This is a genomic window from Tepidiforma sp., assembly GCF_034433535.1.
Taxonomy (GTDB): domain Bacteria; phylum Chloroflexota; class Dehalococcoidia; order Tepidiformales; family Tepidiformaceae; genus Tepidiforma.
In genome coordinates this window covers 1-21,992 of sequence record NZ_DAOUAO010000248.1, presented here as the reverse complement: position 1 = coordinate 21,992, position 21,992 = coordinate 1, and the positions used below count along the sequence as shown (strand labels likewise).

Here is a 21,992-nt window from a genome sequence, read left to right as displayed (position 1 = left end):
GTGCACATCGGCTCCACTGCCTTCGAATACCCCAGCCCCGGAGGAATCATGTCCAATCGCCGCCGAACCACCGATGCCAGGCACGCCCGCCGCCCCAGCGGACCGGCAAAGAGCAATGCAGCCCTCACCCGCGGCCTCTTGCTCATCGCCGGCATACTGCTCATCGGCGGCCTGGCAGCACTCGTGGTCCTGAGGGGAGGCTCCTCGGATGCTTCACCCGCCGCGGCCGACGCCGCCGACTCGCAGCTCGCCCGCGACAACGCCGGCGGCGCCGAGGTGCGCGTGCTCAGCGGGAGCCGTCATACCGTCTACCACGCGACCGCGCCACTGCCCACCGAAAGCACACCCACGAGCGACGGTCGACCCGTCCTCGTGTGGTTCTCTGGCACCTGGTGCGACTTCTGCGAGCGAATGGAGCCGTTTGCCCATGCCACCGCCTCGCAGTTCCGCGACAGGCTGGTCTTCGTCGAAAAGTCGGTCGACCACGACCGGTCGGCGGCGGCCCGCTATGCCGTCAGAGGCACTCCGACGTTCGTGCTCATCGATCCAACCGGCCGGGAGCTTGCCCGCTTCGGCTTCCAGCCAACCGCCGAAGCCTTCGCCGCCGCCATTGAGGCTGCCCTCCAGCGCGCCTCCTGACCTCACCTGCGGAGCGTTCCGTCAGGCCCGCCACGCTGAGCTCCTGCGGGAACCGGGGCCCCCCTCCACCCCGGACGCAGGAATCGGGGCGGCAGCCTTTCGTGGCTGCCGCCCCGGCACGAATGTCCCTGGACCGCTCAGGAAATCGCGGCTAGGACCGGGACCGGGCAGTTCACCATGAACAGCTTGCCGTTGGTGTCCGGCGTGCCCGGGAACCGCGTCAGCTCGCCGGCCGATTCGGCCGCCTGAATCTCCGCAAGCGACTTGAGCAGGCGCGGAGTACGCCCGTCCTTCCAGATGAACGTAAAGTGGTCCCAGTACGGGCTCCATGCTGCGTCGCCCACAATGGTATCGGTCACGCTCTTCTGGAAGCCCATCGGACCGCTCCCGGGCAGCCCATTGCCGAAGACCAGGATTTTCGCCGTCGCCCCTGCCGCCGTAAGGTCCGCCGCGCCGGGGGCTGGTGCGATCTTCATCCCGCCGGCCATCTCCGGCATGGTCACGTCGGTTACGATATAGCGGGACGCCGGGTAGCAGCCGTGCAGCTTGAAGGTCACCTTCTTCCCGGCCACGTCGACGGGCTCCAGCAACTGCCCGCCGCCCAGGTAGACCTCCTTCGCCGTATCCACCGGCATCTCCCCGCCAGGCCACTTCACCACCGGGTAGTTCACAACGATCGACGTGGCTTCCACCTGCACGGCGCCAGCCTTCTCCGCGTCGCGAATGGCCGATTCCGATGTCAGCTGCGACGCGGTGCCGCTAAACCTGACCCGATGCAGCACGAACGCCGGCGAATAATCCGCAAGGTGCGGCGCGCTCGAGAGCACCGGCTTCAGGTTCGGCGCCCCTTCGAAGACGTAGATCCTGCTGGTGCCGCGCCCGCCCCCCGCCGCAGCCTTCGCCATCAGCGGGACGTACACCAGCTTCTCCTGCTCGGCGAACGCCTTATCCGAAGCGTCGGTCCGGATGAAGTAGACGCTTTGCTCCTCCACCAGACCTTCATGCAGGCGGAAGGTTACGTAGCCAAAGTCGCCCTTCCAGTCCTCCGACCAGAGGGCGTGGTCGAGCACATCGCCGACCTGGACGCTGCCCTGCTTCGGCCCGGATTTCACCGCCGGCGCCGCCGTCGGACTGGCAGCGGCGCGGGTTGCGACACCCGGGGTCGCCGGGCTGGCATCGTCGTCATCGCCGCACGCGGCGCCGACGATCGGCAGCGCAAGGCCCCCCGCTGCCAGGGCAAGGAACCGTCGCCTGGGGAGTGCTCGAAGTCGTTCGTTGTTGGTCAATGCCATCACCTCCGTGGGATGGCCAAAGGTTCAAGGGCAGGCTGCATCCATTCCGTGACGAGCGTCACGCGAATCGTGTGATAGAGATCACCGTTTAAACATTGCCTTGACCACGCGTCGCCGCTGACCGCTCGGTGACGCCCATCACTGCGCACGCAGCCGCCGGGAGCGACCATCGGCACATGGGTCACTCGCTGCACGGCGCGCCCCTTCCTGCTGGCTCCGCGACGACCGGGGCTGTTGCCCTTTCGCAACAGCTGCTGCGCGCCGTCAGGGCGGGCCAGGGGACGGCTGAGTTCGAAGCGCTCGCCACCCTGTCGGAAGGCGACTTGCGCCGCTCCCTCGCCACCGATGCCGACAAGCTCGCCTTCTGGATCAACGTCTACAACGCCGGGATCCAGCGAGTCCTGGCAGAGTCCCCGGACCGTTACTCGCGCCGGCTGCGGTTCTTCTCCACGTTTGGGGTTGAGGTCGCCGGCCACCACCTCACCTTCAACGCCATCGAACACGGCATGCTCCGCCGCTCCATGTTCGCCTTCTCTCTCGGCTACATGGCGAATCCCTTCCCGGGCCGCTTCGAACGGGCCTTCCGGCTCCAGCGCCGCGACCCGCGGGTACATTTCGCGCTCAATTGCGGGGCTGCGAGCTGCCCGCCGATCGCGTTCTACGACCCGGCGCTCATCGACGCACAGCTCGACCTGGCCGCCCATTCATACCTCGATACCACCACGTCGTACGACCCTGCCACCAACACCGTGACGGTCACGCGCCTGTTCCTCTGGTTCCGCGGCGATTTCGGTGGGCCGGCCGGCATCCGGCGGCTCCTGGCCCGCTACGAGCAGATCCCGCCGGGTTCCGCCCCGCGCCTTCACTTCGCGCCCTACGACTGGACGCTCTCCCTGGACAACTACGCCCCGGGCTGAGCCCCCGCGCCACCGGGGGAGCGCCGCGGTGCCCGGGGCGCCTCCCGAACTCCCGGGCTGTCTACGAACCCGCCGCCGCGTCGCCGCCCTTGAGCCACCGCTCCGCGGCCTCGGCCGTTTCGAACCCGTCGAACTGCGCCAGCAGCGCCTCGAGAATCTCCTCCCGGGCATCGCGTGCCTCCGGCGCCTCTCCGCGCTTTGAAAAATCCAGCTGGTCCAGGATGGCGAGTTTCCGCTCGAGGACAAGCCAGACCACGTCATCGAACGTCCCCGGCGCGGTCACGTGGTACACGTTCACCATCCGGTTCTGCCCGATGCGGTAGGCCCGGTCTTCGGCCTGCAGGTGGTTGGCCGGGACCCAGTCGAGGTCGTTGAAGAACACCTCGGTCGCCGCCGTGAGGGTAATGCCGGTGCCCGCGGCCAGGATGTTGCCGATGAACAGCCGTACCCCGGGGTCCTCCTGGAAGCGGTCGACGGCCTCCTGGCGCGCCTTCTTCGAGGTATCGCCGGTCAGCCGGACAGCGGCCTCCCCGAACTCCCCCTGGAGCGCATCCGCCACCGCGTTGAACCCGGTGAACACGATTGCCTTTTCGCCCTGCTCAATGGTGTCCCGCAGCAGCTGAACGGTGTGCTTCACCTGGTCCTTCGCGATCGCGTGCCGCAGCTTGGTCATCGCGGGGAGCAGCTCGTTCCAGCGGACATTCCCCGAGTACTTTTGCCGCTGGTCGCGCACCAGGGCCACCAGCTGACCCGTGAGGTCCCGGTACTTGCCCGGTTCGAGCGGTACCGGCACCTCGCTGCGCAGCCTGGGCGGCAGGTCGAGCACTTCCTCTTTCCGCCGGGCCAGCACCGTGCCCGCAACCTTCTGCTTCAATTCGTGCAGGTTCGATGCCCCGCTAAAGTCCCAGCCATACCCGTCCCATTTGCCGTCGCAGTAGCGCCGCCCGAATCCGATGTAGCTCTCCGCCAGCGGGTGGTCGATGGCCCGCAGCAGGTTGAACAGCTCGATCGGCCGGTTCATCACCGGCGTGCCGGTGAGGAGGTAGCAGTCCTCGACCCGCTCGGCGATCGCCAGCGCCGTCTTCGAACGCGCCGCCTCGGCGTTCTTGATGTAGTGGGCCTCATCGAAAATCACCGCCGCCCACGGGTTCGCCATGATCTCGGCCCGCTTCCGGGTGATGATGTCGTAGTTGATGATGGTCCAGCGCGCCGGGACCACCGGGTCGGGTCCATTGATGATCCGTACCTCCGCCTCGGGGTAGACCATCTGGATTTCCCGGCGCCAGTTCAGCTTCAGCGAAGCCGGGCACACCACCAGCAGGTTCCCTTCCGGCCGCCGTTCGCCCAGCGCGATGATCGCCTGGCGGGTCTTGCCGAGGCCCATGTCATCGGCCAGGATCGCGCCCCGCGAGGAGGCAAGGAACCGCACGCCCTCGCGCTGGTGGGGGAACAGCCCCGGGAACTACAGCAGGATCTCTTCGGCATCGACACTGCGGATGGCGAACACCCCAACCACGCCCGCCAGCTGGCTGACGTCGGCGCCGGCGGCCTCCAGTGCCCGGTATGCATTCTGGGGCAGACCGAAGGGGCACCGTCCACTCGCGCTTGCGCCAGTCGTAGGGCGCCACCTTCAGGGAACGCATCGCCTCGACCAGCGGCTTCTGCTTCGGCACGCTCAGGTAGAGCGCGTTCCGCACCAGCCGCGCGCCAACGACGGGCCGGGGCGACGCAGGGGTCGGCGAAGAGTCGGTGGGAGTGGTCTCTTCGGGCATGGCTGCACCTCCTCATGGTGGTCGCGACAATCCTGCGCCACGCCCGCGTCACCCCCTGTCGTGTTCTCGGGCCTCCTGCCGGCCGCTAGATGATTGCGCACACTGGCTGCCCGGCGAGAACTCAATCCGTGTCGGCACCTCCTTACGGCGGTGGATTCGCGCACCGTTGGACTCAAAACCGCTCGCCTTAGCGCAAACTCAGGACCCCCGGGCGGATGCCTCCGGCATTCCCCCAATGGGCCGCGCTGGCCAAACGGCCAACAATCCCGGTGTACGCCAACAACACCACCCCCTGGAGCCACCGCCATGGACCACCGTGCCCCTGCGTTCCTCGGCCGCGACCGCGCCATGCTCGCCGTGATCGCCGCCCACATCCCCCTCGTCCTGGTCACGTCCGTCATCGCCGATGGCCTCGCCCCGCTAACGGCCGGTCTCGGCGCCCTTGCCGTGACCGGGCTGGCCGGCCTGGGCTACGCCCTCGTCGCGGGGACGCGCACCTATCGCGCTATCGTCGCCGCCGCGCTGATGGCGATGTCGGGGCTCTTCATCGCCGCTTCGGGCGGAGAGATCGCCGTCCACTTCCACGTATTCGTCGTCCTCAGCCTGCTGGTCGTCTATTACGACCCGATGCCGATTCTCGTGGGCGCGGCCGTCATCGCGGTCCATCACCTCGCCGGCAACTGGCTCTTCCCCGCCTACGTCTTCGATACCGGCGCCTCCCTCGCCGTGGTCATCAAACACGCGCTGTTTGTCGTCGCCCATGCGGGCGTCACCATCTTCGTCGCCGAGCGTATTCGCCGCAGCGCCGCGGCCATCTCCGGCGCCGCCGCGCGTCTCGCCGATGAGCAGCTCCCCGGCCTCCGCGAGGCCATCGTCGCCGTCTCGGAAGGCGACCTCTCCGTGCCCGTGGCTTTCGAACCCTGCCCCGTCAGCCTCTCCCAGTCGGACGAGATCGGCGCCATGGCTGCCTCCTTCAACCGTCTCCAGTCCGAACTTGCCACGATCGCCGATGCCGCACGGGTCATGACCTCCGGCCTGCAGCAGCTCGCCACCGACGTCCGCCAGCATGCCGATGCCGTCCTCGCCCGAGCCTCGGCGCTCGAGGCGGCGGCCGGGGTGGTGCAAGATTCCTCGTCGTCCATCGCGGCCGATGCCAGCGACGTCCGAACCGCCACCGACCGGCTGGCCAACCTCGCCCGCGAAGCTGATGCTGCCGCCCGCATCGCTGCCGACGGCGCCCATCGCCTCGCAGGCGCCGCTGCCACCACCGCCAGCGTGGCCGGCGAGTCCCGCGCGGCCATGGAGGCCATCGACGAGCGCATCCGCCACGTCGCCGAATCCGCCTCCGGGGTCGCCCGCACCGCCCGCGAAAGCCAGGAGGCCGCCGCCGCAGGCCGCCAGGCCGTCCGCGAAGCCGTCCAGGCGATGTCCTCCATCGCGTCCGCAGTCGAGCACGCCGCCGCGACCGTCAACGAACTTGGCTCCTACAGCGACCAGATCGGCGCCATCGTCCAGGTCATCGAAGAAATCGCCGCCCAGACCAACCTGCTCGCCCTCAACGCCGCCATCGAAGCCGCTCGCGCCGGCGAGCAGGGCCGGGGCTTCGCCGTCGTCGCTGAGAACGTGCGCCAGCTCGCCGAGCGCTCCGGCGCCTCCACCCGGGAGATCGATGAGCTCATCGCCCAGATCCAGTCGCGTACCGCCGAGGCCGTCAGGGCCATGCAGTCCGGCGTTGCCGATGTCCAGGCCGGCCAGCAGGTGACCGCCCGCGTCGAATCCCTCCTTGAACGGATAATCGACCGCGTATCCGCCGCCGTTTCCGAAGTCGATGCCATCGCAGCCGAGGTCGCCGCAGTCGCCGAGCGCGCGAGCTTCGCCGCCGGGTCTGCCGCCTCCCTCGCCGACGACGCCGGCGCCGCCAGCCAAACGGCCGCCGAGATTGTCGACGCGACCGAAGACGTTCGCCGCTCCATCGATTCCGTCGCCGAGAGCTCGAGCGAGGCCGAGGCTGTCGTCGACCGCGTCTCCGGCGCCACCGGCGACCTCGCCGGCCGGGCCGCCGCCCTCGATGCTGAGGCTGCTGCCCTCCGCTCCGTTGCCGAAGCGCTGGGCGCCAGCGTCGCCCGCTTCCGCCTCGCCGCGCCGGTCAGCCGCCTCCCGGAAGACCGCAGCCATGTCCGGCGCGCGGCCTGAACGGTCGAGTCCCTCGCGCCGGCTCGCCGCCTGGCTGGTCCTCGCAGCGTTATGCGCCATTCCCGTCGCCGCTGAGGCCCTCCGCTACGCCGCCCTTCCCGCCCGGGCGGCGTACCGCTTCGTCTGCGGCTGACCCCCTCCGCGCCCGCCGCTCCCGGGGCAGCGCCCGGCCTGCCCCTGCACCGCTCCGCCCGGGCTTTCGCAAACGCTTGCATGAGCATAGAGTTGCATGGAAGAGGGGAACGGCTAGGATATGAGATAAGGTATCAGTAAGGAGTCTCCATGGCTATCTCCCGACGGTCGTTCCTCCGCGGCGTATCAGCGGTTGGGCTCGCCGCTGTCCCAGGCCTTGCCGCCGCCTGCGGCGATGATGACGAACCGGCCCCTTCCACGCCGGCGCAGGGCGAACCGACCGGCGCCGCGACACCATCGGCCACGGCCGCCACGCGTCGCGGCCCCAGCAGCGGCACGCTTCGCCTCGCCGAACCATTCCTGGCCTCCTCCCTCGACGCCGATGCCGGCTCCAGCGCGGCCTACAACCTCCAGTCCATCGGCGTCGCCGAGTGCCTCGCTCGCTTCACCCCCACGCTCGCCGTCGAACCCTGGATCGCCGCGCGGTTCGATCGGGTCGACGACCTGACCTGGAAAATCACCCTTCGCGACGACGTCACGTTCTGGGATGGCTCCCCGGTTGACGCTGCCGCCGTCCGCGATTCGCTCCTGCGGACGATGGAAAAGCAGCCGGGTACGGCCGACCGCCTGCCCCCGGGAACCGAGTTCACTGCCAGCGGATACGAACTTACTCTCAAGACGCCGAAGCCGGTCGGCCTGCTTCCTACCCACCTCGCCGACGCCTCCTTCGCCATCAAGAAGGTCCTCCCCGGCAACCAGTTGCTGTACACCGGCCCGTGGCGGGTGACCGCCTTCACGGCGCGGGAGTCCGCCACGCTCGAAGCCTATGACAACTACCGCGGTGGACCGCCGTGGATTCGCACCATCCAGGCGCGGCAGGTCGCCGATACCAACACCCGCTCCCTCGCGGTCCAGGCCGGCGACGTCGACATCGCCCAGGCCCTCCTCCCCGCCGACGTAGAACGCCTCAAGGCAGCTGGGCTCACCGTCTACGTCTCGCCCTGGGCGCGCCAGCACATGATCGTGCTCAATGTCGCTGCGCCGCCCTTCAATGACCTCGCCGTCCGCAAGGCGTTCTCCCTCGCCCTCGACCGGGAGGCCATGGCCAAGGGCATCATGGACGGCGCCGCGACGCCAGCCTACGGCTTCGCGCCCGACTCCGTCGGGCACAAGGGCATCCTGGCCATCCAGAAGTTCGATGCCGCCGAGGCCCGGCGTGTCCTCGATGCCGCAGGCTGGCTTCCCGGGGCCGATGGCATCCGTCAAAAGGATGGCAAAAAGCTCTCCTTCAAAATCGCCACCTACGCCGGCCGCGCCGAGCTCGAACAGGCCGCCGTCGTCGCCGTCGACATGCTCAAGGCCGTCGGCATGGAAGCTTCCATCGAAAAGGTCCCCGACATCGAAAAGACCATGAGCGAGAACAGCTTCCAGGCCGCCACCTACTCGATCGGGTCGGCCGGCTTCGGCGATCTCAGCCGCATCCTCGGGCTCCTGTACGTCCCGTCGAGCCGCAACAAAGACCGCTACAGCAATCCTGCCGTCAACCAGGCATACGCGGAGTATCTCGAAACCTCCGACGAGGCCCGGCGCCATGTGCTCCTGGAGTCCATCCAGCAACAGCTCGGCAACGATGTCCCCGTCGTGTACCTCTTCAACCCCAAGCAGGTCGTGGCCACCTCCCGGAACGTGCAGAACTTCAGCCCGCACCCCAACGACGCCTATCGGCTTCACCCCGACATCCGCCTCGGGGGCTGACCCATGCCGTTCTACCGCCAGCTCACCGAAGCCGACGCTGCCCACGCGCGGGACCTCGTGACCCGGGTCTACACCGAACGTTTCGGCCCCGAAGTCGTTGCACGCTGGCACGCCGATATCCGCGCCCTGGAGGAGCAGTACCTCGCCAATCCCCGGCAGGCTGCTTTCGTCGCCGTCGAAGACGGCCGCGTCATCGGGTTCGCCGCCGTCCGGCATCGGTGCCCGTCGTCCGGCCCCCTCGCCGGCGTGTACGACCCTGCCGCGACCTGCGAACTGGGCCGCGTCACCGTCGAACCTGCCTATCGCCGGCGCGGCATCGCGCTCCAGCTGGTCGAACTCGCCCGCCTCTGGGCCAGCGGCCGCTACCGCGTCGTCACGCTCCACACCGACCACGACAACGTCGAGGCACTCGGTCTCTGGCGCCGGCTCTGCCGCGAGGTCCTCACCCACGAAGGCACCGTCTACTTCGAACTCCCCCTCGACCAACCCGTCGGCCCGGCTGGACCGGCCGGCCATCCCAGGAGCACAAACCCATGAACAGCGCGACCCCCGTTCCTGGCGAGCCCCTAGTTGACCTCGTGCCCTGGTACGAGCGCTGGGAGCGCCAGCAAGCAACCTACATCCCCCTGCGAGAAGAGCGCTTCACCGTAATGCTCGATACCGTCGAGCACATCGCCGGTGATGCGCCGGTGGTACTCGACCTCCTCTCCGGCCCGGGCGCCATTTCCGCGCGCGTACTCAAGCGCTTCCCGCGGGCCCGCGTCTACGCGCTCGACCTCGATCCGGTGCTCATGGCTATCGGTAAAGCCGCGCACGGCGACGCAGGCGGCCGGCTCACCTGGCTCGAGGCCAACGTAAAAGATCCCGACTGGGTGCGGGTGCTCCCGCCCGTCCAGTTCGATGCCGTCCTGTCCACGACCGCCATCCACTGGCTCGAAGCCGGCGACATCGTCGAGCTCTATCGCGCCCTCGCCGTCCACATCCGGCCCGGCGGCGTCTTCATGAACGGCGATCAAATGCGCTTCCCCGCCCGCGACCAGGTCCTCCGCGGCCTCACCGAAGCGATGCGCTCCCGCCACGAGCAGGCGAGCCAGCAGGCGGGCGGCGAAACCTGGGAGCACTGGTGGGCCGAGCTCCGCAAGCTCGAACCGATTGGCCCGCTCTTTGAAGAACGCGATCGCCGCTTCCGCTGGCGCAACATCGAACGGGAGCGCGCCATCGGCTCCACCCGGGACGATGCCAACCCGAGGCAGCTGGTGTCCTCGACCTACCCCATCCACCACGCGGCGCTCCTCGACGCCGGCTTCTCCGAGGTCCACCAGATCTGGCAGTTCTACGATAATCGCATCCTCGCCGCAGTTCGGTAGCGGCCGTGGCGCGCTTCGCCGTGGTCCGTCTGCTGCAGGCCATCCCGGTCCTGCTGCTCCTGAGCGTTGCCGTCTTCGTGCTCCTCGAGCTCGCCCCCGGCGACCCTGCCCTTCGCGTGCTGACCTCGCAGGGTGTCGAACAACCCGATCAACGGGAGGTCGAAGCCCTCCGCGCACGCCTGGGCCTCGACCGGCCGGCCTGGGAGCGCTACCTTCGCTGGCTCGGCGACGCCGCCCGCTTCGATCTCGGCACCTCGTACGTCAGCCGGGAGCCGGTCAGCAGCCTTCTCGCTGAGCGGCTCCCCGCCTCGGTCACCCTCGCCGCCGTAACCGCCCTGGTGAGCGCAGCCATCGCTATCCCGCTGGGTACCCTGGCGGCCGTTCGTCGCGGCCTGCTCGATACAGTCGTCCGGGCCGGCACCCTGGTGTTCGCCTCGGCGCCCAGCTTCTGGCTCTCACTGGTCGCCATCTGGCTGTTTTCGACAGAACTGCGCTGGTTTCCCGCCCTTGCCGACTTCAGTCCACGGGGGATCGTCCTCCCGGCGGCTGTGCTCTCCCTCCGTTCCCTGGCGCTCGTGGCCCGCCTCACCCGGGCCACGGTGGCGGACGCGCTGGCAATGCCCCACATCCCGGTCGCCCGGGGGCGCGGCCTCAGCGAGTCCGCCGTCGTAATTCGCCATGGGCTGCGCAACGCCCTCGTGCCCATCGTGACCGTCCTCGGGCTGGATTTCGCAGCGCTGGTGGCCGGGGCTGCCGTCGTGGAGACCGTCTTCACCTACCCCGGCGTCGGGCGCCTTGCGGTCCAGGCCGCCCTCGCGGGAGATGCCCCGGTGGTGCTGGGTTTCGTCCTCGTCGCCTGCACGGCCGTCATCATCGTCAACGCCCTCGTCGATATCCTCGCCGGCTTCCTCGACCCGACCATCCGGCAGCCGGGGAGCCGGGTTGCATGAACCCTGCCTTCGAGCCTGGGCCCCCGCCGGCCGCCGGCAGGCGAGCGCTGCCCCGACTGCACGCGGCCGCCGCCTGGGGCCCCCTGCTCGCGGCCATCGTCCTCGCCTGCCTCGCCGGGCCGGCCGTTTGGCGCGCAAGTCCAACCGAAACCGACCTCCTCAACCGCTTTGCCGGCCCTTCGCTGCAGCACCCGCTGGGGACGGACTCCTTTGGCCGCGATCTCCTCGCCAGGATCCTCCACGGGGGGCGCAACTCCCTGCTCACCGCAGGCCTCGTGCTTGTCTGCACGGTCTCGATCGGCGCGGTTGTTGGTGTGAGTTCCGCAGTCGTCGGGGGACGCATCGACCAGGCAATTGCGCGCCTGGTCGATGGAATGCTCGCACTCCCCTCGCTCATCCTTGCGCTGGGCGTGGTCGGCGCCCTGGGACCGGGATGGCGCTCGCTCGTGATCGCCCTCGTGGCGACCGGCTGGCCGTGGTTCGCGCGGGTCTACCGTTCGCTCGTCATCACCGAACGGGAGCGCGGGTACGTCGCCGCCGCGCGGGCTCTCGGAGCCGGGCCGCTCCGCATCGCCATCTGCCACATCGGCCGCAACGTCTTCGGGCCCGGGCTCGTCGTCGCCACCACCGAACTCGGCAACGCAATCCTGGGCCTGGCCGCCTTCTCCTTCCTCGGGCTCGGAGTCGCCCCGCCCACCCCTGAGTGGGGGCTGATGGTCAGCGACGGACGCCAGCACTTTCAGTCCCACCCGTGGATCATCATCGCGCCGGGGCTCGCCATCACCATCACCGTCGTGGCCGTCAACCTCTTCGGCGATGCCCTCCGCGATGCCACCGACCCCCTCCGTGCCCGCCGCTCCCGGGGCAGCGCCAACGCCGCAAATTTGCCAAACTAGGCACTGCGAGCACGCGTGCCCCCGTAGCTCAGCGGATAGAGCAGTGGTTTCCTAAACCATGTGCGCAGGTTCGATTCCTGCCGGGGGTACCACTCCCTCCCCCTCCCCTCCGGCCGCTACCATACCCCCGCCGGAGGTGCGCCATGTCCTACCAGTACATCCTCGTCGACCCGACGGCCCCTACATCACCATCACCATGAACCGGCCCGAGCGCCGGAACGCCCTCTCCCTCGGGCACCTGCGCGAGCTTCGCGACGCCTTCGAACGCGCGGGCGAGTCCGATGCCCTCGGTGTCATCCTCGCCGGCAACGGCCCTGTCTTCTCCGCCGGCCACGATTTCTCCGAAATGGCCGGAGCCGGCCTCAGGGAGATGCGTGAGCTCCTCTGGACCTGCACCGACCTCATGGAAACCATCCAGCGCATCCCTCAGGTCGTCATCGCCCGCGTCCACGGCCTCGCTACCGCCGCCGGCTGCCAGCTGGTCGCCACCTGCGATCTCGCCGTCGCCTCCGAGGAAGCCTCCTTCGCCACCCCCGGCGGCAAAGGCGGCTGGTTCTGCCACACCCCCATCGTCGCCCTCAGCCGTGCCATCTCCCGCAAGCACGCCCTCGAAATGGCGCTCACCGGGGACCCAATCGATGCCCAGACCGCCCTCCAGTGGGGCCTCGTCAACCGCGTCGTCCCGGCCGAACTGCTCGACTCCGCCACCCTCGACCTCCTCCAGCGCGCCACCCGTGGCTCCGCCTTCTCCAAGGGCGTCGGCAAGCAGGGTTTCTACGCTCAGGTCGACCTCGACCAGCCAAAAGCCTACGCCTACGCCGTCGAACTGATGGCCGCGGCCTCCCAGTCCGAGGACGCCCAGGAGGGGATGCGCTCGTTCCTGGAAAAGCGCCCGCCCCGCTGGTCCAACCGCTAGCGGCGCCCGGCTGCCCAGGTCCTCGCCCGGGGCTACCCGGGCCGGTAGCATGAGCGCAAACCCGTGCGCATCGCCTTCATCGTCCTCGGCCTCGTCATGATGGTCGCCGGTGCTGCCTGCGGAGCCAGCGGCATCGCCTCCTACCGCGCGCTCGATGAAGGCGACTACCTCCTGAGCGGGCCCGCCACGTTCACCACCTCGACCGTCGGCTTCTTCAGCTCGACGGGGGAACTCACCGGCGACCCGGGCGCCGTCCGCCGCGGCACCGTCACCATCCGCGTCAGGGTTACCTCGGGCGAGAACCTCTTCGTCGGCATCGCCCCGCGCGAGCAGGTCGACGCCTACGCCGGCGCTGCCAGCCGCGAAATCATGGCCGATGTCACCTACGACCCCCTCGACTTCCGCCGGACCGCCGTCGGCACCGAGCGTTCGCTGCCCCCTCCCGCCTCAGCGCTGACCTGGACTGCCGCGGTCGAGGGAGATGCTCCCCTCGAGCTCACCTGGCAGGCCCTCCCGGGCGAGCACACCCTCGCCATCCTCCACCGCGATGCCTCCCCCGGCCTCACCGCCACCCTCGAATTCGGGACGAAGTTCCGCTACCTCCGCTTCTCCGCCATCGCCGGCATCGTCCTCGGGACGGTGCTCCTCCTCGGCGGACTCGCTTTCCTCGTCAGCGGACTCCGCCAACGGCGAAGCCCATCCCCCGGCTAAACCAGCCGAATCCAGCGCCGCTTGCCCACCTGCACCACCGCCCCGCGGCGGGCGGGCGTGGTCGCCGCGGCAACCACCCCGTCGAGCGTGACCGCACCCTGGTCGAACAACCTCCGCGCTTCCCGCTTCGAAGGCGCCGCGCCTGCCGCCAGCACCACATCCATCAGCAGCTCACCATCGGAGACCCGGTACTCGGGCGCATCCTCGGGTACCTCCTTACGCTGCACCGTTCGCTCGAAATGCTCCTGCGCCCGCAGCGCCGCCTCCTCGCCCCAGAACTCCGCCACGATGGTCCGGGCGAGCAGCTTTTTCGTTTCCATCGGGCTCCGTTCGCCGTCGCGCATCGCCCGCATAATCGTCGCCACCTCGCCCGGGTGAAGGTTCGTGCCCAGTGTGAAGTACTGGCCGATGACGTCATCCGGGATCGACATCACCTTGCCGAACTGCACCTCGGGCGGGTCATCCACGCCAATGTGGTTCCCCTTCGACTTCGACATCCGCTCCTTGCCGTCGAGCCCCACGAGAATCGGCAGCGTGACCGGCACATGGGGCCGCTGCCCGGCGTCCTCCTGGATCTTCCGGCCCGCCATCAGGTTGAACAGCTGCTCCGTCCCGCCCACCTGGACGTCGCATTCCAGCGCGTAGGCGTCGTAGCCCTGCATCAGGGCATAGAGGAACTCGTGCAGGTAGACCGCGTCGCCTGCCTCCCAGCGCAGCCGGAAATTCTCGCGCCGCAGCATCTCCGCCACCGTGAACTTCGACATCAGCCGGATGATGTCGGGGAAGCTCAGCTTCCCGAGCCACTCCGAGTTGTGCCGAACCTCCGTCTTCGCCGGGTCGAGGATGCGTGCGGCCTGCTCGAAATAGGTCGCTTCGTTCCGCTTGATCTCCTCCGGCGTCAGCATCGGCCGCAGCTTGTTCTTGTCCGAGGGGTCGCCGATCAGCGCCGTGTAATCGCCGATGAGAAAGATGCAGTGGTGCCCGAACTGCTGGAACTGGCGCAGCTTGCGCAGCGGCACGCAGTGCCCCAGCGTCAGCGAACTCGCCGTCGGATCGATCCCCAGGTACACCCGCAGCGGGCGGTCCTCCTCCAGACGCTCGCGCAGCTCTCGCTCCATCTGCTGCTTCAGCAGCGCATCGCCGTAGTCGACGCCGCTCATCAGCACGGTCATCTGCTCGTCGACTGGCGCCATCGTCCTCGTCATACCGGCTCCGGGTTCCCGTCGTCGCTTACCGCCCGCCGAGCAGCCGGCGGACCTGCTCCACATCTTCCGCGATCTGCCGTTTGAGAGCATCGACGCTCTCGAACCTCACCTCACCCCGGATGCGGGCCACCACCTCGAGGTCCATCCGCTCGCCGTAGATATCGCCCTCGAAATCCAGCAGGTAGGTCTCGATCGAAACGTGCCCCATATCGAAGGTCGGCCGCCGCCCGATGTTCGTCGCGCCGGTCAGCTGCCTGCCGGCCACCGTCGCCCGGGTCGCGTACACGCCCAGCGCGGGCAGCGCCCGGTCGGCTGCGACGGAGATGTTCGCCGTCGGGAAGCCGATCGTCCGGCCCCGTTCGAAGCCGCGCACCACCGGCCCGGAGAGCCGGTACGGCCGGCCCAGCAGCGCCGTCACCCGCTCCATATCGCCGGCGGCCAGCGCCGCCCGCACCGCCGTCGAGCTGAACCGCTCGTGGTCGTGCATCAGCGGCTCCACCTGCACAACCTCGAAGCCGACCTCCGCGCCCAGCCGACGCATCCGCTCGACCGTGTCCTTCGGCGCCCCGCGCCCGAAGGCAGCATCCGGGCCCAGCACCAGCAGCCGCATGCGCAGCAGCTCGCGGAACGCCGTCGCCAGCTCCTCGGCCGTCACCTCCGAGACCTCGCCGGTGAAGGTCAGCGGGATGACCCAGTCGGCCCCGGCCGCCCGGATCAGCTCCATCCGGTCTTCGAGCGACGTCAGGTAGCTCGGCGGGACCTCCGGGCGCAGCACGGTCACCGGGTGCGGGTGCAGCGTTACCACCCCCGGCGAAAGCGCCCGCTTTCGCGCCTCCTCGCGCAGGCGCCCCAGCAGCCACTGGTGGCCCCGGTGCACGCCATCGAGCACGCCGATGGTGACCGCCGTCTCCGGCCCGGGTGCCCCGGCCGCCAGCTGCGCCCGCGTAAAGCTCGGAATACTCACCGCCACAAGCCTAGCAACCGGGCTGGTCTCTGCCTATGCCGCGAGGTGGCCCTCGACGAACCCCCGCCGGGCGCGCATCCTCCTTCCAGCTCACCCCCGGAGGTTCCCGTGTCCGAAAACGCCGCCCCGGCGATGCAGGCCCGCATCCAGCCCTTCTTCCCCGGACTCCTCGGCATCCGCCTGCTCGAGGCCACGCCCGACCGCGTGACTGCCGAGCTCACGGTCCGCGATGAGCTCTGCACCGTCCCGGGCATCTGCCACGGTGGCGTGCTCATGGCCTTCGCCGACACCCTCGGCGCCGTCGCCACCGTCCTCAACATCCCGGAGGGCTCTGGCACCACCACGCTTGAATCCAAGTCCAACTTCTTCGCGCCCGCGCAGGCCGGCACCACGATTGTCGCCGAATGCCTGCCCCTCCACCGCGGCCGCCGCACCCAGACCTGGCAAACCTCCATCCGCGGGCCCGAAGGTCGCCTGCTCGCCCAGGTCACCCAGACCCAGATGGTGCTCACCTGACGCGCCCCACCCGCTGACGCCCGCTCAGCCGAAGTCGTGCGACTCGGGCCGCTCAATCCACCCCGGCAGCGGGCAGCGCCGGAACGACTCCGCCACGATGTTCGGGAACCCGCTCTGCTCGTTGTCCACCCGCCCGCGCACGATCACGAACGGCTCCATGCGGACCAGCTCGCGCTGCCGCTCCTGCAGCCCCACGTGCACCACCACGTTCGCCAGGCCGAACTCATCTTCGAGCAGCATGAACATCACCCCGCTGGCCGTCACCGGGCGCTGCCGGGTCACCACCATCCCGGCCATCTCCACCACCATCCCCTGCGGCAGCCGATTCGGGTTACGCACCCCGCCCAGGTGGCGGCTGGTGATCAGCCCCTCGTGCAGCAGCGGCCGCACCAGCGCCATCGGGTGGCGTCCCGGGCTCAGGCCGAGCCGGTCGTAGTCCCACGCCACCTCCTCCCACGCTGAGAGCACAGGGAGGCTGGCCATGTCCTGCTCCACCGGCAGCGCGAGCGCCAGCTGCCGGGCCGCCGGCCGCGCCGGGTGGGCCGGGGGCTGCGGCATCCGCGCTTCCGTCAGCAGCCCCAGCTGCCAGAGCAGTTCCCGCCGCGCCAGCCCGAAGCCATCGAGCGCCCCCGCGCGGATCAGCATCTCCGCCTGCTCCCGCGTGATCCCCGTGCGCACCAGCAGGTCCCGCAGCGAGCGGTACGGCCCGTTCGCTGCCCGCTCCCCCGCAATCCGTTCCGGCACCGAACGGTAGCCTGGCGTGCTCCGGTGCGCCCGCGCGTCCATCCAGCCCCCGCCGAGCCCCTTCACCTGCTGAAGGCCGAGCCGGATGTTCCCCCGCTCCGGCCAGGCGCCCGCCCGCGAGCAGTTCACGCATGGCCCCAGCACGGCGATACCGTGGCGTTCAGCGTCCTGCGCGAGCACCTCGACCGGGTAAAAGCCCATCGGCTGCGCGTTGAACAGGGCGCAGAAATACTCCGCCGGGTAGTGCAGCCGCAGCCAGGTGGACTCGTAGGCGAGCAGCGCAAACGCCACCGCGTGGCTCTTCGGGAACCCGAACGCCGCGAACGCTACCATCTTCGCGAACGCCACCTCCGCCGCCTCCCGGCTCACCCCCTGCCGCGCCGCCCCCGCGAAAAACTCCTCAGCCAGCGCCTGCATCGCCGCGCTCGAACGCTTGCGGCTCATCGCGCGGCGCAGCCGGTCCGCCTGGCCCGGCGTGAAGCCGGCCACCGCGCAGGCGATCTGCAGCACCTGGTCCTGGTAGAGCACATGCCCCAGCGTCTCCCCGAGGTACGGCTCCAGCAGCGGCTTCAGCTCCGGGTGGCCGTAATCCACCTCGATCGCCTCGCCCCGCGCCAGCCGCTCCCGGTACTCCATGTACGGCCGAAATGCCCCGGCCATGATCGGCCCCGGCCGGATGATCGCCACCTGCACCGCCAGGTCATCCAGGTTCCGCGGCTGCGTCCGGGGCAGCGTCTGCACCTGCGCCCGGCTCTCGATCTGGAACACCCCCATCGTGTCCCCTTCCCGGATCGCCGCGTACACCTCCGGCGCATCGTGCGGGATCCGCCCCAGGTCCACCCGCACGCCCCGCTCCTCCTCGATGGTGTCCAGGCACTCCCCGACCGCCGAGAGCATCCCCAGCGCGAGGAAATCGATCTTCACGAAGCGCGCGTCGTCGACCGAATCCTTGTCCCACTGGCAGACGAACCGCCCCGCCATCCGTGCCGGCTCGACCGGCACCACCGAGGAAATCGGCTCCGCCGAGACCACCACCCCGCCGACGTGCTGCCCGATGTGCCGCGGGAACCCCGAAACCTGCCCCGCCAGCTCCACCAGGTCGCGCCAGATCGGCGCCTCCGGCAGGTCCCGCAGCTCCGGGACCTTCCGCATCTCCTCCGCCAGCGAACGCGCATCCGCGAACGGCCCGCCGAGCCGGTTCAGCTTCGCCAGCACCGGCAGCGGCAGCCCCAGTGCCTTGCCCACATCCAGCACCGCGCTCCGGAAGCGGTACGTCGGGAAGGCCGCCACCAGCGCCGCGTGCTCCGGCCCATACCGGTCGTAGATGCGCTCCAGCAGCGCATCGCGGATGTCCCGCGGAAAATCCAGGTCGATATCCGGCAGCGAATGCAGCTCCTCGTTGAGGAACCGCTCCAGGTACAGGTTGTTACGCACCGGGTCGATGTGCGACAGCCCGATGAGGTAGCACACGATCGAGCTCACCGAAGACCCCCGCCCGCGCCCCACCGGCCGCTCATCCGGCGCCAGGCGCGGGTCGCGCCCGTGCAGCTCCACCGCCACCTCGTTCACCAGCTGCAGGATGTCCCAGTACACCAGGAAGAACCCGGCCAGCCCGTGCTGCGCGATCAGCGCCAGCTCCCGCTCCAGCCGCTCCCGGGCTTCGGCCGCATACGGGTCCGAAGGCGGGTACTTCCGCCGAAATGCCCGCTCACACACCCCGCGGAGGAAGCTGTCGAGCGTCGCGCCCTCGGGCACCGGGTAATCCGGCAGCCGGTAGGGCAGGTCCTCGGTCAGGTCGAAAGTACACTGCTCGGCGATCGCCAGCGTGTTCGCCACCGCATCCGGCCGCCAGGCGAACCGCCGCGCCATCTCGGCCGGCGACTTCAGAAAAAACTCCGAATTCGGCCGCCGCACCGTGTGCGAACTGTCGAGCGTCAGCCGGTGCCGGATGGCCACCAGCACATCGTTCAGGCGGTGCCGCGTCCGCACGTGGTAGTGCGGGTTGTTCGTCGCCGCCACGCGGACCCCGGCCCGGTCGGCAAGCTCCGCCAGCAGCCGATTCCGTCGGCGGTCACCGTACACCTCGTGGTCCTGCAGCTCCACAACATAGCGCTCGCCGAAGACGTCGCGGTAGCGACTCACCAGCGCCAGCGCCTGCCGGGCATCCTCCGCCGCCAGCCGGCCCAGCGCCGATTCGCGGCAGCCCGAGAGCACCACCAGCCCCGCGCTGTGCCCAAACAGCCACTCCTCCTCCACCATCGGCGTATCCTTGCCGTGCACGCGGTAGGCCCGGCTCAACAGCCGGCAAAGATTGCGATACCCCTCCGCCTCCGCCGCAAGCACCGTCAGGTGGTGCGGCCGCTCATCGCCCGCGGCCGGCGCCATGGTGAGCTCCGCCCCGGTGATCGCCCGCAGCCCCCGCGCCTTCGCCGCCTTCGCGAACTCCATCGCCCCATAGAGGTTGTCGTGGTCGGTCAGCGCCAGCGCCCGGTAGCCGAGCGCCAGGGCCCGGTCGATCAGCTCATCTGTGGTGCTCGCACCCTCCCGCAGCGACCAACACGAATGCGCGTGGAGCTCCGCATAGCCGTCCATGCGCTCCAGTATAGAACAAACGTTCGACGGGGTCCGAACCCCCGCCGAACGTTGCGCGGTCGCTCTCCTGGCCGCCTAGTTGCGCCCGTTCCCGAACAGCACCGTCACCGTCTGCCCGCTGCCGATCGTCACCGTCAGCGGGTTCGGCGTCGTCGGGAACCAGCCCGGCTGCAGCACCTCGGTAATCGTGTAGGTGCCAGGCGCCAGGTTGATGCACACCCCCGGCAGGCCGTTCGCGCCGGTGGTCACCTGGCCCAGCACCGTGCTCCCCTGGCTGATCGTGAATGTCCAGCCCTGCAGCAGCGGCTCATTGGTGTTCTGCACCCCGTTCTGGTTGACGTCATAGAACTTCTGGATGCAGAGCGTCCCATCGATGGGCGTCGGTGTCGGCGTTGGCGTGGGTGTCGGGAACGGGGTTGGCGTCCAGGTTGGGGTCGGCGTCGGTGTCTTGGTCGGCGTCGCCGTGGGCGTCGGCGTCTTGGTCGGCGTCGCCGTCGGTGTCGGCGTCTTGGTCGGCGTCGGCGTGGCTGGTACCACCGAGTGCGGCGGGCTCGGCGTGGGCTTCGGCGGCGTGGGAGTGGCTGTGCCTTTCGGCGGCACTACGGTGATCGGCACCGTTCCAATCGCCGACAGCGTGGGGGTGGGCGTTGGCGTGCCCTTCGGCGGAATCACCACGGTCCCGCCCACCGAGAGTGTCGGCAGGCTCGGCACCGCGGTCGGCGTCGGCGGGGCCGGCTTGCACTTGCCGTTCGGCCCCGCCTGGTAGACCGCCTGGACCTCATTCGCGCTCAGCGCCCGCTTATAGAGCGACAGCTCGTCGATTTCGAGCTCCGCGCTCTGGGTCGCCACGATTGCTGCAGCTGCCGTGTCCAAGTTCCCCGTGAACCACGTCGTCGCCGGTCCCGAGCTCGTCTGCTGCCCGTCCATGTACCAGCGCACCACGTTGGCTGAGCGGTCGACGGTCACCGCCAGGTGCCGCCAAACACCCGGGCCGGCCCACAACGAGGCGCTGTTCGGCGGCGGCAGCTGGTTCGCGCCGCTCTTCCAGAGGCTGGCATATCCGTTAGCAGTCGTCAGCGAATAGCCGACCCCGCTGCCGTCACGCTTCGTCAGGATATTCGAGTAGTTGGAAACCGAACTCCACCGGTAGATCCACGTTTCGATGGTGAAATTCCCGGTTCCCACCTGCAGGTCGGCCTGCGAAGGAGTTTGCCCCGAGGATACTGGCGGTTCCAGCCGCCATCCCCCGGCAACCTTGCCCGCGACGGGCGTCACCGACCCGGTGAACGTCAGGTCGTTCGGGAACCCGGCGATGTCGTGCGCCACGTTCCCCGAGGTCTCATCGAACGGCCACCACGCAACAAGGTCTGGCGGCGGCGGCAGGCACGCCGGCGGCGGGTTGCCCCCGCCCCAGCACCCCAGAGCGGCCAGCATCCCCGCGGCCAGCCCCGCCAGTGCCAGCCCCCGCAGCAGTATCGAGCGTCGCATCGTCTGCCCTCCTGTCCGTTGGCGAGGAGTCGCTCCTCCGCCTGCCAGCCAGACAGCTCAGCGCTCGATTTCTTACAGTGTCCGCGCTATTCGCGCTACCTGTTCGGGGCCTCGCCGCTGCCGTCCCGCGGCCGCGTCGGCGCCCAGCGGCTCAGGTCCTCCTCATCCTCGCCGGTCGCACGCTCGCCCTCGCTCCTTGCATCGGGACCAGCCCCGCGCCCCGCCCGCAGCCGTTCCGGCGCGGGCCGGAACTGCGAAAGGTCGGCGCCCACGAGCGATGACAGCCCCTCCCCGGCCGCGGCTCCGCCCCCCGGGGCGGCGAACGGGCTCCGTGAGCGGCTCCTCGCCCGTTCTAGCACTTCCCGGGGCCCCTCCGTCACCAGCCTCCCGTCCGCCAGCTCCTCAACCCTCCCGGCCATCTCCATCACCAGCCGGTCGTGCGTGCAGGCGATGATCGTAATGCCCTCCACCCGGGCAAGGTCCCGCAGGAGCCCGAACACCGCCGTCGCCGTCGCTGAATCGAGCTCGCCGGTCGGTTCATCCGCGAGGATCAGCTTCGGCCGGCCAGCCAGCGCCCGAGCAATCGCCACCCGCTGCTGCTCGCCGCCCGACAGCTCATAGGGCCGATGCTCCGCCCGCCGCCCCAGCCCGACAAACGCCAGCGCCTCGTTCACCCGCCGCTGCCGCTCCCGGTAGCCCACTCCCGCAATCCGCAGCGGCAGCTCCACGTTCTCCCGCGCCGAAAGCAACGGCAGCAGCCCGAACGACTGAAAGATGAACCCAAGCCGGTGCCGCCGCAGGGCATCCAGCTCCCGGTCCTTCATCGTGTCGACCCGCTTGCCGTCAACCCACACCTCCCCCGAGGTCGGCCGGTCGAGCCCCGCGATCAGGTTCAGCAGCGTCGTCTTGCCCGAACCCGAACGACCCACCAGCGCCACGAACT

The 21,992-nt window shown here is 69.5% G+C and carries 18 protein-coding genes and 1 tRNA gene; 12 read left to right on the top strand and 7 right to left on the bottom strand.

Features of this window, described 5'->3' with window-relative positions:
* Window positions 1-48 precede the first annotated feature (48 nt).
* On the top strand, window positions 49-639 hold the full coding sequence (locus VAE46_RS13130) for a thioredoxin family protein (protein ID WP_322797396.1): 591 nt from the start codon (window positions 49-51) through the stop codon (window positions 637-639).
* Window positions 640-776: 137 nt separating this feature from the next.
* Here the strand turns inward: VAE46_RS13130 and VAE46_RS13125 are convergent, their stop codons facing one another.
* Window positions 777-1,931: a hypothetical protein gene (locus VAE46_RS13125; RefSeq protein WP_322797395.1), complete on the bottom strand. Its 1,155-nt coding sequence runs from the start codon at window positions 1,929-1,931 to the stop codon at window positions 777-779.
* Between the two features lie 176 nt (window positions 1,932-2,107).
* On the opposite strand from VAE46_RS13125, the gene VAE46_RS13120 reads away from it, so the two are divergent.
* On the top strand, window positions 2,108-2,848 hold the full coding sequence (locus VAE46_RS13120) for a DUF547 domain-containing protein (RefSeq protein ID WP_322797394.1): 741 nt from the start codon (window positions 2,108-2,110) through the stop codon (window positions 2,846-2,848).
* A 61-nt stretch (window positions 2,849-2,909) separates the two neighbouring features.
* Here the strand turns inward: VAE46_RS13120 and VAE46_RS13115 are convergent, their stop codons facing one another.
* Window positions 2,910-4,301, bottom strand: coding sequence for a DEAD/DEAH box helicase (locus tag VAE46_RS13115; RefSeq protein WP_416223974.1), 1,392 nt, complete (start codon window positions 4,299-4,301; stop codon window positions 2,910-2,912).
* A 625-nt stretch (window positions 4,302-4,926) separates the two neighbouring features.
* On the opposite strand from VAE46_RS13115, the gene VAE46_RS13110 reads away from it, so the two are divergent.
* From VAE46_RS13110 to VAE46_RS13070, 9 genes are all read left to right on the top strand, one after another.
* On the top strand, window positions 4,927-6,813 hold the full coding sequence (locus tag VAE46_RS13110) for a HAMP domain-containing methyl-accepting chemotaxis protein (protein ID WP_322797392.1): 1,887 nt from the start codon (window positions 4,927-4,929) through the stop codon (window positions 6,811-6,813).
* Between the two features lie 282 nt (window positions 6,814-7,095).
* Window positions 7,096-8,700 (top strand): ABC transporter substrate-binding protein, encoded by a 1,605-nt coding sequence (locus VAE46_RS13105; protein ID WP_322797391.1) that lies wholly within the window; start codon window positions 7,096-7,098, stop codon window positions 8,698-8,700.
* A 3-nt stretch (window positions 8,701-8,703) separates the two neighbouring features.
* Window positions 8,704-9,237, top strand: a complete 534-nt coding sequence (locus tag VAE46_RS13100) for a GNAT family N-acetyltransferase (protein WP_322797390.1) — start codon at window positions 8,704-8,706, stop codon at window positions 9,235-9,237.
* Window positions 9,234-10,067 (top strand): class I SAM-dependent methyltransferase, encoded by an 834-nt coding sequence (locus VAE46_RS13095; RefSeq protein ID WP_322797389.1) that lies wholly within the window; start codon window positions 9,234-9,236, stop codon window positions 10,065-10,067. The genes VAE46_RS13100 and VAE46_RS13095 overlap by 4 nt, the downstream gene beginning before the upstream one ends.
* A 5-nt stretch (window positions 10,068-10,072) precedes the next feature.
* A complete protein-coding gene (locus tag VAE46_RS13090; RefSeq protein WP_322797388.1) occupies window positions 10,073-11,017 on the top strand; it encodes an ABC transporter permease in 945 nt (314 codons plus the stop codon).
* Complete coding sequence (locus VAE46_RS13085; RefSeq protein ID WP_322797387.1) at window positions 11,014-11,913, top strand: ABC transporter permease; 900 nt, start codon at window positions 11,014-11,016, stop codon at window positions 11,911-11,913. Before VAE46_RS13090 ends, VAE46_RS13085 begins: the two co-directional genes overlap by 4 nt.
* Before the next feature lie 17 nt (window positions 11,914-11,930).
* Window positions 11,931-12,005 (top strand) — tRNA-Arg (locus tag VAE46_RS13080).
* Window positions 12,006-12,109: 104 nt separating this feature from the next.
* The gene (locus tag VAE46_RS13075) at window positions 12,110-12,829 is read left to right on the top strand and encodes an enoyl-CoA hydratase-related protein (RefSeq protein WP_322797386.1); all 720 of its coding nucleotides are present in this window, start codon (window positions 12,110-12,112) and stop codon (window positions 12,827-12,829) included.
* 63 nt (window positions 12,830-12,892) lie between these two features.
* The gene (locus VAE46_RS13070; protein ID WP_322797385.1) at window positions 12,893-13,540 is read left to right on the top strand and encodes a hypothetical protein; all 648 of its coding nucleotides are present in this window, start codon (window positions 12,893-12,895) and stop codon (window positions 13,538-13,540) included.
* On the opposite strand, the gene tyrS is transcribed toward VAE46_RS13070, so the two are convergent.
* Together tyrS and ribF are read right to left on the bottom strand one after the other, a co-directional pair.
* On the bottom strand, window positions 13,537-14,733 hold the full coding sequence (gene tyrS / locus VAE46_RS13065) for a tyrosine--tRNA ligase (RefSeq protein WP_322797384.1): 1,197 nt from the start codon (window positions 14,731-14,733) through the stop codon (window positions 13,537-13,539). The two genes, VAE46_RS13070 and tyrS, sit on opposite strands and share 4 nt — an antisense overlap.
* Before the next feature lie 37 nt (window positions 14,734-14,770).
* Window positions 14,771-15,709, bottom strand: coding sequence for a riboflavin biosynthesis protein RibF (ribF, locus tag VAE46_RS13060; RefSeq protein ID WP_322797383.1), 939 nt, complete (start codon window positions 15,707-15,709; stop codon window positions 14,771-14,773).
* 132 nt (window positions 15,710-15,841) lie between these two features.
* Here ribF and VAE46_RS13055 point away from each other — a divergent pair, with 132 nt between their 5' ends.
* Window positions 15,842-16,225: a PaaI family thioesterase gene (locus VAE46_RS13055; protein ID WP_416223973.1), complete on the top strand. Its 384-nt coding sequence runs from the start codon at window positions 15,842-15,844 to the stop codon at window positions 16,223-16,225.
* Between the two features lie 24 nt (window positions 16,226-16,249).
* Here VAE46_RS13055 and VAE46_RS13050 read toward each other — a convergent pair whose 3' ends face one another.
* From VAE46_RS13050 to VAE46_RS13040, 3 genes are all read right to left on the bottom strand, one after another.
* On the bottom strand, window positions 16,250-19,561 hold the full coding sequence (locus VAE46_RS13050) for an error-prone DNA polymerase (RefSeq protein ID WP_322797381.1): 3,312 nt from the start codon (window positions 19,559-19,561) through the stop codon (window positions 16,250-16,252).
* 75 nt (window positions 19,562-19,636) lie between these two features.
* Window positions 19,637-21,049: a LamG-like jellyroll fold domain-containing protein gene (locus VAE46_RS13045; protein WP_322797380.1), complete on the bottom strand. Its 1,413-nt coding sequence runs from the start codon at window positions 21,047-21,049 to the stop codon at window positions 19,637-19,639.
* 95 nt (window positions 21,050-21,144) lie between these two features.
* Window positions 21,145-21,992 (bottom strand): ABC transporter ATP-binding protein (locus VAE46_RS13040; protein ID WP_322797379.1); only part of this gene is annotated, 848 nt, incomplete at its 5' end.